14 protein-coding genes and 2 tRNA genes are annotated in these 14,303 nt (G+C 68.8%); 7 read left to right on the top strand and 9 right to left on the bottom strand.

Translation table 11 applies throughout. The features are described 5' to 3' along the window. The first annotated feature begins 5 nt into the window (after positions 1 to 5). The 5 genes from B3S45_RS00860 (at position 6) to B3S45_RS00840 (ending at position 4,887) form a co-directional block, all read left to right on the top strand. A complete protein-coding gene (locus B3S45_RS00860; protein WP_071043426.1) occupies positions 6 to 1,220 on the top strand; it encodes a PucR family transcriptional regulator in 1,215 nt (404 codons plus the stop codon). Positions 1,221 to 1,336: 116 nt separating this feature from the next. Continuing rightward, positions 1,337 to 2,248, top strand: a complete 912-nt coding sequence (locus tag B3S45_RS00855; protein ID WP_071043729.1) for an ACP S-malonyltransferase — start codon at positions 1,337 to 1,339, stop codon at positions 2,246 to 2,248. 15 nt (positions 2,249 to 2,263) lie between these two features. After that, the gene (locus tag B3S45_RS00850; RefSeq protein ID WP_194385306.1) at positions 2,264 to 3,265 is read left to right on the top strand and encodes a beta-ketoacyl-ACP synthase III; all 1,002 of its coding nucleotides are present in this window, start codon (positions 2,264 to 2,266) and stop codon (positions 3,263 to 3,265) included. A gap of 76 nt (positions 3,266 to 3,341) precedes the next feature. Then, positions 3,342 to 3,590, top strand: coding sequence for an acyl carrier protein (locus tag B3S45_RS00845; protein ID WP_071043424.1), 249 nt, complete (start codon positions 3,342 to 3,344; stop codon positions 3,588 to 3,590). Positions 3,591 to 3,648: 58 nt separating this feature from the next. Then, a complete protein-coding gene (locus B3S45_RS00840) occupies positions 3,649 to 4,887 on the top strand; it encodes a beta-ketoacyl-[acyl-carrier-protein] synthase family protein (RefSeq protein ID WP_071043423.1) in 1,239 nt (412 codons plus the stop codon). 163 nt (positions 4,888 to 5,050) lie between these two features. On the opposite strand, the gene B3S45_RS00835 is transcribed toward B3S45_RS00840, so the two are convergent. Next, positions 5,051 to 5,554, bottom strand: coding sequence for a DUF3145 domain-containing protein (locus B3S45_RS00835; protein WP_071043422.1), 504 nt, complete (start codon positions 5,552 to 5,554; stop codon positions 5,051 to 5,053). Positions 5,555 to 5,737: 183 nt separating this feature from the next. Further along, entirely contained in the window at positions 5,738 to 6,511 is a 774-nt protein-coding gene (locus B3S45_RS00830) for a hypothetical protein (RefSeq protein WP_071043728.1), read from the bottom strand. Positions 6,512 to 6,662: 151 nt separating this feature from the next. Here B3S45_RS00830 and B3S45_RS00825 point away from each other — a divergent pair, with 151 nt between their 5' ends. After that, a complete protein-coding gene (locus B3S45_RS00825) occupies positions 6,663 to 8,657 on the top strand; it encodes a GmrSD restriction endonuclease domain-containing protein (RefSeq protein WP_286716877.1) in 1,995 nt (664 codons plus the stop codon). 4 nt (positions 8,658 to 8,661) lie between these two features. Here the strand turns inward: B3S45_RS00825 and gnd are convergent, their stop codons facing one another. The 3 genes from gnd to B3S45_RS00810 form a co-directional block, all read right to left on the bottom strand. Next, positions 8,662 to 9,711, bottom strand: coding sequence for a phosphogluconate dehydrogenase (NAD(+)-dependent, decarboxylating) (gene gnd / locus B3S45_RS00820; RefSeq protein ID WP_286716875.1), 1,050 nt, complete (start codon positions 9,709 to 9,711; stop codon positions 8,662 to 8,664). Positions 9,712 to 9,790: 79 nt separating this feature from the next. After that, a tRNA-Ile gene (locus tag B3S45_RS00815) sits at positions 9,791 to 9,864 on the bottom strand. Between the two features lie 32 nt (positions 9,865 to 9,896). Next, positions 9,897 to 10,970 carry a DMT family transporter gene (locus B3S45_RS00810; RefSeq protein ID WP_390178138.1) on the bottom strand — a complete coding sequence of 358 codons (1,074 nt, stop codon included), beginning with the start codon at positions 10,968 to 10,970 and terminating at the stop codon, positions 9,897 to 9,899. A gap of 51 nt (positions 10,971 to 11,021) precedes the next feature. On the opposite strand from B3S45_RS00810, the gene def reads away from it, so the two are divergent. Beyond that, complete coding sequence (def, locus tag B3S45_RS00805; protein ID WP_194385300.1) at positions 11,022 to 11,588, top strand: peptide deformylase; 567 nt, start codon at positions 11,022 to 11,024, stop codon at positions 11,586 to 11,588. Between the two features lie 45 nt (positions 11,589 to 11,633). On the opposite strand, the gene B3S45_RS00800 is transcribed toward def, so the two are convergent. The 4 genes from B3S45_RS00800 to B3S45_RS00785 all read right to left on the bottom strand — a co-directional run bounded on the left by B3S45_RS00800 (position 11,634) and on the right by B3S45_RS00785 (position 14,284). After that, entirely contained in the window at positions 11,634 to 11,813 is a 180-nt protein-coding gene (locus B3S45_RS00800; RefSeq protein WP_286716871.1) for a hypothetical protein, read from the bottom strand. A gap of 12 nt (positions 11,814 to 11,825) precedes the next feature. Continuing rightward, positions 11,826 to 13,172, bottom strand: coding sequence for a ferredoxin reductase family protein (locus B3S45_RS00795; RefSeq protein ID WP_286716869.1), 1,347 nt, complete (start codon positions 13,170 to 13,172; stop codon positions 11,826 to 11,828). A 173-nt stretch (positions 13,173 to 13,345) separates the two neighbouring features. After that, positions 13,346 to 13,418: transfer RNA gene (locus tag B3S45_RS00790), tRNA-Asn, on the bottom strand. A 59-nt stretch (positions 13,419 to 13,477) separates the two neighbouring features. Further along, on the bottom strand, positions 13,478 to 14,284 hold the full coding sequence (locus tag B3S45_RS00785; protein WP_194385295.1) for an ATP-binding cassette domain-containing protein: 807 nt from the start codon (positions 14,282 to 14,284) through the stop codon (positions 13,478 to 13,480). Between the last annotated feature and the right edge of the window lie 19 nt (positions 14,285 to 14,303).

The following is a 14,303-nucleotide window of genomic DNA, read 5'->3' as shown; positions in this document are numbered from 1 at the left end:
GACGCATGCCGCCCCGCTCCGCGGAGATGGACAAGGACGAGACGCTCGCCTGGCTGCGTCGCATCTCGGGTGACCTGGCCACCGCCACGATCAAGCGCCTCGAGGAGTCGCTGCCGTGGTACGCCGACATGCCGCCGGCGCGTCGGTCGGCGGTGGGCCTGGTCGCCCAGGCGGGCATCACCTCGTTCATCCAGTGGTACGACGATCCCGGCTCGACGCCGTGGATTGCGTCCGACATCTTCGCGGCCGCGCCTCGCGAACTCCTCCGGAGCGTGAGCCTGCAGCAGACGCTGCAGCTGATCCGGGCCACGGTCGAGGTCACCGAGGAGCGCGTGGCCGGCAAGGGCGAGGACCTTCGGGAAGGCATCCTGCTCTACTCGCGAGAGGTCGCCTTCGCCGCCGCGGATGTCTACGCCCGCGCCGCGGAGGCCCGCGGGCTGTGGGATGCGCGCCTGGAGGCCCTCGTCGTCGACTCGATCCTCACGGGTGAGGCCGACGAGGAGCTCCCCAGCCGGATCGCCGCCCTCGGGTGGCACGGCCACGGCGAGGTGGCCGTGCTCGTGGGCACGACCCCGGCGCAGTTCGACGTCGATCAGCTGCGCCGCACCGCACGCAAGCTCGGCGTGGACGTGCTGATCGGCGTACAGGGATCGCGGCTCGTTCTCGTGATCGGGCGCGCCGAGGATCCGGTGCGCACCGACGAAGGATCCGGCGCGCTCCCCTTCGTCGAGATCGCCAAACGTCTCGAGCCCGGTTTCGGGGCGGGTCACCTTGTGCTGGGCCCGGTCGTTCCGGCACTCGTGGACGCCAGCCAGAGCGCCCGGGCGGCGCTGGCGGGGTTCGCGGTCGCACGCGCGTGGCGACATGCTCCGCGTCCCGTCGAGGCCGACGATCTCCTGCCCGAGCGAGCGCTGGCCGGTGATCCCCTGGCAAAGCAGACCCTCGTCGAGCGGATCTATCGCCCGCTTCAGGCACACAGCACCGATCTCGTCACGACGCTGTGGAGCTATCTCGACAACGGGCGGTCCCTCGAGGCGACCGCGCGCGAGCTGTTCGTGCACCCCAACACGGTGCGCTATCGGCTCAAACGGGTCTCCGAGGTGATCGGCTGGGATGCGACCGGACCACGGGAGGCCCTCATCCTGCAGACCTCGCTCGTCCTCGGCTCCATCGGAACCGACGCGACACGACGTCGGAGCGCCCCGCGTCGCCTGTCGTGACCTCGGTCCGCAAGCACCTCGACCGAGATCGTGCTGTGGCGATGCGACAAACGATGCCGGGACACTTGTGCGGCATGCCACACATCGCATCGGCTGATCCTTGGCAGGATGGGATGGTGCTCATCGCGATCTTCCCCGGTCAAGGTTCGCAGTCCCCGGGCTTCCTGACCCCCTGGCTCGAACTCGACGGCGCCCGCGAGCGGCTCGCGGCCTATTCGGAGTGGTCCGGCGTCGACCTCGTCGCCGCCGGCACGGAGTGGGACGCCGACCGGATCCGCGACACCGCCGTCGCGCAGCCGCTGATCGTCGCCGCCGGGCTGCTGTCGTGGAATGCCCTCGGAGACGACCACGTCGCCGGTGTCGCCGGCCACTCGGTGGGTGAATTCACGGCAGCCGCCGCCGCGGGTGTGCTCACCGAGGAGGATGCGATGCGCCTCGTCGGTCTGCGCGGACGCGCCATGGCGGCTGCAGCTGCATCGTCGCCGACCGGCATGAGCGCCGTCCTCGGCGGTGACACCGTCGCCGTGCTCGACCGCTTGGCGGAACTCGGCCTCACCGCCGCCAATCACAACGGCGGCGGGCAGCTCGTCGCCGCCGGCTCCCTCTCCGCCCTCGATGCCCTCGCGGCCGAGCCCGTGCGCGGCACCCGCGTGGTCGCCCTGCAGGTCGCGGGTGCATTCCACACCGAGGCGATGACCCCGGCCGTCGACGAACTGCGGCTCGCCGCCGCGGAGGTCGCCACGCACGATCCGCACGTGCGGCTGTGGACGAACCGCGACGGATCGAGCGTGACCGAGGGTGCCTTCTTCCTGGACCTCCTCGTCGAGCAGGTGGCCTCCCCGGTGCGCTGGGACCTGTGCATGTCCGCGTTCGCCGATGCCGGCGTGAGCGGTCTCGTCGAACTGGCACCGGCCGGCACCCTCACCGGGCTTGCCAAGCGCGCACTGCGCGGCACGCCGGCGGTCGCCGTGAAGACCCCGGCGGATCTGCTCGCCGCCGCCGAACTCCTCAGCCCATCCACCTCCTGAGCGGAGCCCTCACTCATGACCCCCACCCTCCGGCAGTCCCGGGGCGCCGCGCACACCCGCATCTACTCGTATGGCGCCGCCCGCGGCGAGAACGCCGTGCCCAACGACGACCTCGTCGGACCCATCGACTCCAGCGACGAATGGATCCGACAGCGCACCGGCATCATCACGCGCATGCGTGCGACCCCCGGCACCACAGCCATCGATCTCGCCGCATCGGCCGCGGAAGAGGCGATCGCGCGCTCGGGTGTTCCCGCCGATCGGATCGGCGCCGTCATCGTGGCGACGATCAGCAATCCGAAGCAGACGCCCTCCGTGTCGGCCATCGTCGCCGATCGCGTCGGATCGAACCCCGCCGCCGCATACGATCTCAACGCGGCATGCGCCGGCTTCGCATACGGGGTGGCGCAGGCTGACGCCCTCATCCGCTCCGGTGCGGCCGAGTACGCGCTCGTCATCGGCACGGAGAAGCTCAGCGACATCGTCGATCCCACCGACCGCAGCATCTCCTTCCTCCTGGGCGACGGGGCCGGCGCGGTCGTCGTGGGCCCGAGTGACACGCCCGGCATCGGACCGACGGTATGGGGCTCGGACGGATCCAAGGCGGACGCCGTCGGGATGAACCACACGCTCACGGACTTCCGCGACGGAAACGCCCCCTGGCCCACCCTGCGTCAAGAAGGTCCGACCGTCTTCCGCTGGGCGGTGTGGGAGATGGTCAAAGTCGCGCGCCAGGCTCTCGAGGAGGCCGGCGTCGAGGCGTCGGATCTCGCCGCGTTCGTCCCCCATCAGGCGAACATGCGCATCATCGACGAATTCGCCAAGCAGCTCGGCCTCCCCGACACCGTCGCCGTCGGACGCGACATCGCCACGACGGGGAACACCTCCGCGGCGTCCATCCCCCTCGCCACGCACCGGCTGCTCGAAGAGCATCCCGAACTCAGCGGCGGGCTCGCCCTGCAGATCGGATTCGGCGCCGGACTGGTCTTCGGCGCGCAGGTGGTGGTGCTGCCGTGAGCGGCCCGACCACCGCCCTAGACTGATCAACGGCCCGCGCGCGGCGCCAGCATCCCCGACAGACAAGGAGAACACCATGGCACTCACCAATGACGAGGTCCTCGCCGGACTCGCCGAACTGATCACCGACGAGACCGGCATCTCGGCGGACGAGGTCGCGATGGAGAAGTCGTTCACCGACGACCTGGACATCGACTCGATCTCGATGATGACCATCGTCGTCAACGCCGAGGAGAAGTTCGGCGTGACCATTCCCGACGACGAGGTCAAGAACCTCAAGACGGTCGGCGACGCGGTCACCTACATCACGTCCAACCAGGCGTAACCCTTCTGGTGGGGGCGCCGGCCCCCACCAGCGTTCTTTCACGAGGAGTTCCTTCCCCATGACCGCGTCACGCATCGTCGTCACCGGAATCGGCGCGTCGTCGCCGATCGGCGGCACCGCCCCCGAGAGCTGGTCCGCACTGCTGGCCGGCGCGTCCGGCACACGCACGCTCGAGTACGACTGGGTGGAGGAGAACCAGCTGCCCGTCACGTTCGCCGCGCAGGCCGCCGTGCGACCGGAGACGGTGCTGGAGCGTCCCATGGCGAGGCGGCTGGACCCGGCATCGCAGTTCGCGATGGTGGCGGCGATGGAGGCCTGGGCGGACGCCGGCGCGCCCGAGGTCGAGCCCGAGCGCCTCGGCGTCGATTTCGCCACCGGCATCGGCGGCGTGTGGACCCTGCTCGATGCGTGGGACACCCTGCGGGAAAAGGGCCCCCGTCGGGTGATGCCCATGACCGTTCCCATGCTCATGCCCAACGCCGCCGCAGGTAACCTGTCCCTGCACTTCGGCGCTCGCGCCTTCGCCCGCACGGTCGCCAGCGCGTGCGCGTCGAGCACCGAGTCGATCGTGAACGCGGCCGAGCACATCCGCACGGGCCTGGCCGATGTCGTGATCGCCGGCGGTACCGAGTCGGCGATCCACCCGATCACGATCGCGTCGTTCGCGTCGATGCAGGCGCTGTCGCGGCGCAACGACGACCCCGCCACCGCCTCGCGCCCCTGCAGCGTCGACCGCGACGGCTTCGTGATGGGCGAGGGTGCCGCGGTGCTGATCCTGGAGTCGGAAGAACACGCCCGCGCCCGAGGCGCCACGATCTACGCCTACGTCGTCGGCGGCGCCGTCACGGCCGACTCGTACCACATCACCGCCAACGATCCCGAGGGCCACGGCGCACAGCGCGCCGTGGAGATGGCACTCGCCTCCGCCGACGCCTCGCCCGACGACGTCACGCACATCAACGCGCATGCCACCTCGACGCCGGTCGGAGACCCGAACGAGTACACGGCCCTGAAATCGGTGTTCGGCCCCCGCATCGAGGAGATCCCCGTGTCGGCGACGAAGGCCTCGACCGGACACCTTCTCGGCGGAACCGGCGCGCTGGAGGCGATGTTCACCGTGAAGGCGCTTCAGGACCGGCTCGCGCCCCCGACGATCAACATCACGACACAGGACGAGGCCGTCCCCTTCAACATCTCGGGCTCACAGGTTGAGCTCGGCCGCGGCGACCAGCTGGCGATCAGCAACTCGTTCGGCTTCGGCGGCCACAACGCCGTCGTGGCGCTGGCCTCGGCCTGACCTCACGTGACGAAGCCCCCGCCTGGGTGCGGGGGCTTCGTCGTGAGCAGATGCACTGGGGTCGCATCTGGGGTACAGGCGGCGATTCGCTTTCTCGCGTCCCGGGTGTCCTCCTCCGAGCTTCGGTAGTGGCGCCTCGCCGTTCCTGAGTCTGTGCCGGGCCTCACCCCACCTTGTGCAGCCACACGACGGGCGCCTCGTCACCGGCGTGCCGGAAGGGTTCCAGCTCCTCGTCCCACGCGGCTCCCAGCGCGACGTCGAGTTCGCGCTGGAGTTCCCGCGCATCGCCGGCGGCGACCTCCATCGCGTAGCGGAGGCGATCCTCGCCGATGACGATGTTGCCGACGGCGTCGGTCTGCGCGAAATGGATGCCGAGCCCCGGCGTGTGCAGCCACCGGCCGCCGTCGTGCCCGGGCGAGGGATCCTCGGTGACCTCGAAGCGAAGGTGCTCCCAGCCGCGGATGGCGCTGGCAAGCGCCGCACCCGTACCGGCGGGACCGTCCCAGTAGAACTCGGCACGACGCGTGCCGGGCTGGACGGGCTGCTCGGACCACTCGAAATTCACTGCTCGGCCGATGGCGCGACCCACCGCCCACTCGAGGTGGGGGCAGAGCGCGCGAGGTGCGGAGTGGACGTACACCACTCCGCGAGAACGCGATGTCGCCATGATGTCTCCGTTTCGTTGTCAGGTGCGTCTTCCCCTACGACCTGGCACCACGGAGCGTGGCGGACGTGTTCGGTTGTCTGCCGTCATTATCACCCGATGCGGCCGATAATCACAAGGGATCCGGCCGCGACACGCCGCGAGCCCCCGACGATATCGCCGGGGGCTCGCGGAGGATGTTCGAACTCAGGCCTCGCTCATCGCGAGCTTCTCCTTCTGGCCCTTGGCGGCGTAGTACGCAGCGCGTGCGGCGTCGCGCCGCGCCTGCTCGGCCTGACCGGCCTCCCGGACTTCTTCCGAGATCTCGTAGTACTCCGTCGTGGGCTGGCCGTTGTAACGCGCGATGTACTCGTCGAGCTCGGGCCCCGACTCCCACGAGGTGATCAGGCAGTATCGCGGCTCGTCACCCTGGTGGTGCACCGCATGCCACAGACGCTGCGTGTCGACGATCAGCTGCGCACCGGCGGGCAGCGCGATCCGGTACTCGATGCTCGGGTCGCTGCGGTTCTCCCGAAGCACGAAATAGCTGTCCTTGTCGTCGGTGAGGTTGAAGAACCCACGCACGACCCAGCCGGTGCCGTCGGGGTTGAGGCGGTTGTTGTCGTCCTGGTGCAGGTTGTAGAGGCAGTCCGCGTAGGAGTTCGGCTGCAGCTCGATGATGCGGCACCGTCCGACGTTGGCACCGGGCTCCTTGGCCCGCGCGGTGAGGGTCGGCGCCTTCTCGGTCTGCTCGTCGATCCAGACGCCGTCCTTGTCGGTGCGCGGCGGCTCGTGGTTCCAGAAGCCGTTGCACTCGATCTCGCCCTTGGCCGACGCCAGCGGGGCGAAGCGGGTGTCGCCGGAGGACTTCCAGTCGACGTATTCGATCTCGAGCCACTCCTTGGGGTCGATCTCCTTGTCGTACGGGTCGAGCACGACGAAGCCGGTCGATTCGAGAGCGGCGCTCTTGATGTAACCCATGATGCGAATCATGACCTTTCCGTTCGGGGCCAGCACGTTTTTACAGGCCCGACTTAGGCAAGCCTACCTCGCCGCCGGTCGGCGCCCCGTGGTCGCCGACCCGGTTCACTAGACTCGACGGCGGCCTGCAACGAACGGAGCGAAGCGCCCCATGCTCACTGCCACGAACATCGACGCCCACGCGGTGAACACCGTCGCCTGGCTGTCCGCCGCGGACGCCACGATCGTGGTCCCGGTGTACCAACGGCAGTATCGCTGGGACATCGGCGGCTGCGAACAGCTGCTCGCCGACATCCGCGCGGTCGCCGATTCGGACGAGCGTCATATGCACTTCATCGGATCGATCCTGAGCGCTGAGATGCGCACCGATCGTCTGTCCGAGCTCGTCCTGATCGACGGGCAGCAGCGGATCACCACGCTCATGCTCCTCGTCGCCGCGCTGCACCACACCGTGCGGGACCACGACCCGCTGCTGGCCGGTGAGCTCGAGCAGGTCCTCGTGCATCCCGACGCACGCGCGACCAAGCTGCGCCCGCATCGCGCCTGGGCGAACGTGTTCGAGGCGGTCGTCACCGACTCGCGCGGGGACGCCGTGCGTGACTCCCGCTTCGACGACAACTACGCCTTCTTCCGCAGCCAGGTGCGCCCCGACGAGGTCGCGCGGGTCTGGCGAGGTCTGCAGAAGCTCGAGCACGTCGCGATCACCCTCGGCCCCGGCGCGAACGCCCAGCAGATCTTCGAGTCGCTCAACTCCACCGGCGAGCCGTTGCGCGACCACGAACTCATCCACAACTACGTGCTGATGGGCCTGTCACACGGCGAGCAGACCGCCATCGAGGACGAGTTCTGGCTCCCCATCGAACGGCACACCGGCGAGCGGATCGCGGACTTCTGGAACCACTATCTGGTGATGATCGGAGGCCGCGAGGTCGCCGTCACACGTGGGCGTGGTGTCTACGAGGCCTTCCGGACGCATTTTCCGCGGCTGGAACCGGCGGCACTGCGCACCCATGCCGAAGCCTGGCGCGCCTATGCAGAGGTGTACGGCGTGCTCCTCGACCCGGCACGCGAAGCGGACCCGGACGTCTCCCGTCACCTGCGCTGGCTCTCGGTCTTCGGCGCGGGGATGTTCCCCCTCATGATGCGCGTGCATCGCGAATGGACCACCGGCGTCATCGACAAGCCCACGCTGGTGACGGTCCTCGAGCAGCTCCAGTCGCTTCAGCTGCGTCGTACGATCGTGCGCCTCACGAACGAGCGTCTCGTCGCGAGGCTCCTCCGGGCGCTGGACGACGGTGTGGACGCCCTCACGCTCGCCATCTCCCGGCTCACTCCCTCGGACGACCGCGTCCGCGTGGCGCTGAAGTTCACCGAGCTCCCGCATGCGATCTACGTGATGTCCCGGCTGGCGGGCGTCGACGACGTCGCCGATGTGGACGTGGACCACATCCTCCCCCTCGCCCCCTCCGACGACTGGACGGGCGACGGACGCACGGCGTGGTCGGACGTCGACGACGACACGCAGAACGCCCATCGCGCTCTTGCCGCAACCCTCGGCAACATCGTCCTCCTGGAGGAGGATGCCGCGATGGCGTCCTTCGGCGCGTCCTTCCCCGCCAAGCGCGCCGTCCTCGAGCGCAGCGCCATCCCGCTGACGGCGGAGGCTGCGAGGGCCGAGCAGTGGAACACGGCGGCGATCTCGGCGCGCTCGGCGTCACTTGCAGCCGCGTTCATGACCACGTGGCCGCGTCGCGGCCCGATCGTCATCGATGACGACGGGCTGACGCCCATCCTCGATGCGGTACCGCGCCGAGGATGGCCGCGCGGATGGCAGAAGGAGTTCGCCTACGTCGAGTACGTCGGCGAGCACTGGGAGGTCCCCGACGTGAAGTACCTCTTCAACCGGGTCTTCAAGCGCCTGTGGGCCGACTCGCGCATATCGGTGGAGACCTTCAGCGCGCGCCGGGGTGGGCCGGTGTACCCGGAGATGTCGTGGACCGGTCAGTGGGACCGCCTCGACGACGAGCACTTCCTGTACATGGGGTGGGACTCGCGCTACATGCTCACCGCCATCCAGGGCGTCCTCGTCGAAGCGGGCCTCGCGCCGGAGGTGTTCGTGAAGTACTCCTACCTGTGGGCCGACTGACGACTCACTCGGCCTTGCGCGACCCCGCCTCGAGGCGATCGCCGGTGGGCAGCTCCTGGTGCCCGCCGAATTGGAGGCGCATCGCCGAGAGCAGCTGATTCGCGTACTGGTCTTCATCCCGGGAGGCGAAGCGCTCGAAAAGCGACGCGGCGAGCACCGGCGCCGGCACACCGACGTCGACGGCGGCCTTGACGGTCCATCGCCCCTCTCCCGAGTCCGACACACGGCCGGCGAGCCCGTTCAGGTCGGGGCTCTGCTCGAGGGCGGCAGCCGTGAGATCGAGCAGCCAGGAGGAGATGACCGAGCCTCGCCGCCACAGCTCCGCGATCTTCGGCACATCGATGTCGAACTGGTAGAAATCCGGTTCCTCGAGCGGAGCGACCTCCGCGGAGTGCTCGGCCTCGCGCACTCCTGCATCCGCGTTGTGCAGAATGTTGAACCCCTCCGCGAGGGAGGCCATGATGCCGTACTCGATGCCGTTGTGCACCATTTTGACGAAGTGGCCGGCACCCGCGGGTCCGCAGTGCAGGTAGCCGAGCTCCTCGGGAGCGTATTCCCCCGACCGACCGGGCGTGCGATCGATCTCACCCGGTCCGGGCGCGATCGTGCGCAGCACGGGCTCGATCGTTCGAACCGCTTCGTCGGCGCCGCCGACCATCAGGCAGTAGCCGCGTTCGAGCCCGAACACACCTCCGCTCGTGCCGGCGTCGACATAGTGGATGCCTTCCTCCCGCAGAACCGCCGCGCGACGCACATCGTCGCGGTAGTTCGAATTCCCGCCGTCGATGATGATGTCACCCGGCGCGAGGTGTTCGGCGACCTCTGTGACGACCGTGCCCGTCAGCCCCGCCGGAATCATGAGCCACACCACCCGCGGGCCCTCGAGCTTCGACACCATGTCGGCGACGTCGGTCGCCGGCGTCGCCCCCTCCCCCGCCAGCGCGGACACCGCGTCGGCGTTGACGTCGTAGACGACGCACTCGTGTCCGTCGCGCATGAGGCGGCGCACGATGTTCGCCCCCATGCGTCCGAGTCCCACCATTGCCAGCCGCATCCGCGTCTCCTCTCGGGTCCCTCCGACCCTATCGACGCGCCCGATGGAGCGGGAACCCCTTGCGTGGGCTCACCGTGAGTAGGGCGGGTGGGACTTGAACCCACGATCGTCGGGTTATGAGCCCGCTGCCTTGACCAGCTTGGCCACCGCCCCCGGCATCCCGACCGGGATGACCTCGTACGAGCCTACCGGGCGTCGTCGTCGGGATCGTTGATCGGCGGCTCCGGCCAGACCTTCGCAACCGCCTCTCCCAGCCGCGTGGACCCGGTCGGCGGATGGGGTCCGTCGAAGCCGCTGCCGTCGCTGCCCCGCTCCAGAGGGAGTTCCTGGCTGTCGGAGATGATCTGGGGGTGGTGACGTGCGAGCTGGAACACCCCCCACACGGCGATGGCGCCGGCGACGGCGAACCCGATGTAGGCCCACAGGGGTGCGTTCTGCGCCTCGCCGAGGACCGTGAGTCCGATGACGACGGCGACGATCGGATCGATCACGGTCAGTCCGGCGATGACGAGATCGGGAGGCCCCGACGAGTACGCGGACTGCACGAAGTACGCCCCGACCGCGGTCACGATGAGAAGTGCCGCGACGCAGGTGAGGGTCAGCCACTCGAAATCTCCAGACTCGATGCGGCTGAGAACGACCTTGGCGAGCGTCGCCACGAATCCGTAGAGGATGCCCGCGGCCATGATGTAGAAGAGCGCGCCGACGTGGTGACGCCGCCACAGCCACACCGCACTGAACAGCACCGCGACCACCGCGAGGATGAGAAGGACGGTGATCAGCTGCCGGTCGCTGAGGGGCGTCTCGGTGGCGAACAGGGCGGCGATGGTCACGAAGAGGAAGATGCCGCCCACGCATGCCACGATCGCGATCACGGATCGCCGCGTCGGCCGATGGCCGCTGATCTTGGCGTTGAGGAGCGTCGTGATCACGAGCGCGATCGCTCCGAGCGGCTGCACCACGATGAGCGGCGCGAACGACAGAGCCGAGAGCTGACAGACGATGGCGAGACCCAGCATGACCGTGCCGAGCACCCACGACGGGCGCGCCAGGAGCCGGCCGAGCTGCGCAGCGGTCAGGCCCTTCTGCGTCCCTCCGCTCAGGCGCTCCACCTTGGTCACCCCTCGGTGCTGATACTGCGCCCCGAAGGACATGAAGACCGCGCCGATGAGGGCGAGCGGGATGCCGATGAGGATCCCCGGATCCTGGAACGCGCCCACGAGCTGATCGCCGACATCCTCGACACTGCCGACATCGATAGCGATCACGCTTCGACGATACCCGGGCGTCCGGAGGTTACGCTGTCGGACGTGCCCGTACTTCCGATCCGCATCATGGGCGATCCGGTCCTCCACGGCCCCGCCTCCCCCGTCGAGTCCGTCACCGACGAGATCCGCGCGCTCGTGGCGGACATGTTCGAGACGATGGATGCTGCGCCGGGCGTGGGCCTTGCCGCGCCGCAGGTCGGCGTGCCGCTGCGCATCTTCACCTACGCGTACGAAGACGACGACGGCCATCCCTGGCGCGGGGTGATCCTGAACCCCGAGCTGTGGATGCGTCCCCTGGAGCCGGGCGCACCCGATCCGGACGAGGAGTCGGAGGGCTGCCTCTCGTTCCCCGGCGAGCGATTTCCGCTCCGTCGTTCGGACACCGTCCGGGTGACGGGCATCGACCTCGACGGCATGCCCGTGACACTCGAGGTCGACGGATGGCGCGCCCGGATCCTGCAGCACGAGTTCGACCACCTCGAGGGCGTCCTCTACGTCGATCGACTGGACGACGGCGACTGGAAGACCGTGCAGAAGATCGCCCGCAAGCGCGGCTGGGGACGACCGGGCGCCGCCTGGACCCCCGGGGTGGACGAGCTCGAGGCGTAACGCACGCCGAGCGTCGGCCCCTCAACGGGTGATCATGGACCGACCTCAGTCGCAGTGCAGATACTGCGCGTTCGCGGGCGGTGGGTCGACCGTACAGGCATCCGGCACCATCACCTGAGCGAGCACGCCCCACCCGACGCAGGCGGCGACGACCGCCGTAGACACCACCCACACGATCCGTGTGACGCGCTTCTCGCGCAGGCCGACGATCTTCTTCCCGCTCATGTCCCCACTCCGTCAGGCCATCGCGAATCGCTCGGCGCTCACGTGCGCATCCGGTATCCCCAGCGTGGCGAGGGCGACTGTGACCGCGTCCATGACCGGACCGCTCGCGCAGAGGAAGTAGGCGCGCTCGCGCCGATCCGTCGGCAAGACGCGATCCAGCACGTCGGTGCGGATGCGGCCGGTCTCGCCATCCCAGCCGTCACCCGGGCGGCTGACGACGTGCACCACCTCGAGGTTCGGCATGCGCTCCTGGAGCTCGCGCAGCCGGTCGGCGCCGATGATGCGATCTTCATGTCGGTTGCCCAGGATCAGCAGACAGTCGCGGTCGTCGCCTCGATCGGCGAGGGTGGAGATCATGCTCAGCATCGGGGTCACCCCCACGCCGGCGGCGATGAAGACGAACCCGTTCGCATCGTTGCGTTCCATCGTCAGGTGGCCCCACGGCCCATCGAGGTAGACGACGCTGCCGAGCGACAGATCCGGAACTGTCGCGGTGAAGCCCTGCTCCGGCTTGATCGTGAACCGTACCCGCCCCGGGCTCTGCGCGCTGGAGGAGAACGAGAAGGGATGGTACGTCATCGCGAAAGGCGAACCCCCGACATGGATCCACGCGTACTGCCCGGCTTCGAACTCGAATCCGCGCGGGCCGAACGACCTCGGATCGACCGGCTCCAGCTCGATCGTCGACGAACCCGCCGCTTCGTTCTCGACGGCGACGACCCTCCAGCGTCGTCGCCAGCGGAGGATCGGGCGCACGATTCGCACCCAGACGCCGATCGAGACGAACGCGAGTGAATAGCACGCCCACAGCGCCTTCTCCCACGGCTCGTCGACGTAGTACCCGATCAGCAGAACGTGCACGAGTGCCGTCACGACGATCAGCGTCGCAAGCACACTGTGCATCACCTGCCAGACCGCGTATCGGATGTGCAGCCTCCGCCGCCAGATCGAGGTCACGATGAGCACTGCCAGAAGCACCACGCTCACCACCGCGAAGCGCGCACGGGCCGGCGCCTGAGCGACATCCAGAAGAGCGAGGAAGCGCGGATCCCAGAGGAAGAGGATGATCGGGTGAGCGAAGATGAGGAGCGCGATCAGCCAGGTGATCTGCCGGTGGAAACGCAGGAGCAGATCGAGTCCGAACACGCGCGCGGTGCGCACGGTGTGCGCGGCGAGGACGAATTGGAGCCCCATCAAGGAAAGCCCGACGAATCCCGCGGCCACCGACAGGTTCACCCAGAACCCACGTCCGGGATCCAGTTGGATCAGGCTGAGGATCAGCGGGCCGAGTGCGATGGTGAGGTACAGCGCGGCCCACCCCGCGGCGCGCGCCGGGGTGCGCGAACGGCGCTGCGGCATGACGGAGACCTTCCGATGTCGGGTGGGACCGAACCTATCGGAAGCGAACGGACGGGATCAAAACGGCACCGCCCTGCCCGGGTCGATCACCCCGCAACTCCGCGGGGATCCAGCACGACGGCCGGTGGAAACGACGAAGCCCCGGCCTTCTCTGCGAAGGTCGAGGCTTTCCGCTCCCCCACTTGGACTCGAACCAAGAACCTACCGGTTAACAGCCGATTGCTCTGCCAATTGAGCTATGGAGGAATATCCCCGCTGCGCGGGCAACCAGATGATCCTAACAGGATTCGCCCGACGGGAGGAAATCAGTCGGACGGCTTCGCGGCGGCCACCAGCCGGTGATCCGCGTCGCCGCTGGGCGTCCAGAGGAGGTCATCCGCTCCCCGGCCGGCGGCGATCGCATGCCCGGACCGCATGACGATCACATCAGCCTCGAGCCCGCGCACGACATCGCGGTCGTTGGTGCCGACCAGCGCGGCCATGCCGTACTCGTCACGGCGTCGCAGCAGCGCTGCGAGGGCCGCCGCCCGCACCTCGACGTCGAGATTGGCGAACGGCTCGTCGGCGACGAGAAGCTTCGGATCGAGGATGAGCGCCTGCGCGAACGCGACCCGCTGGCGCATGCCCGCGCTCAGCTCATACGGATACTTCGCGGCCGCGCCCAGCGGGAGCTGCATCTCGTCGAGCAGCCCCGCGACCCGGACGGCCAGCGCGCGGGCGTTGACGTTCTTGTCACGCGATGTGATGGGCTGACCGATCAGTTCCGACACCGTGAAGCGGGACGGCAGCTTCGCGCCGGCGGACTGCGGCAGGTAGCCCGTGAGATACGTCAGTCGGCGCAGCGCCCGCCCCGGACGTCGGACCCGGATGCCGTGCACGCGCGCGTCGCCCCCGACGACGGCGAGGCCGGACTCGCCGGCGCCGGCGATGACCGCGAGGAGGCTCGACTTGCCGGCACCGGTCGGGCCCATGATCGTGAGCGCATGCGCGTATGGCAGCGTGAAGGACAGCCCGTCCACGACACGCTCGTCCGGTGCACCGCGACCCGCCCGGGAGATCGAGAGATCATCGGCCCGGACGGCCACGTCCGCTTCTTCGATCCGCGACGCCATACCGACATCCTGCCGTGTC

It is taken from the genome of Microbacterium sp. UBA1612 (assembly GCF_002321605.1).
GTDB classification, from domain to species: domain Bacteria; phylum Actinomycetota; class Actinomycetes; order Actinomycetales; family Microbacteriaceae; genus Microbacterium; species Microbacterium luteum.
This window is presented reverse-complemented; position numbering and strand designations above follow the sequence as displayed.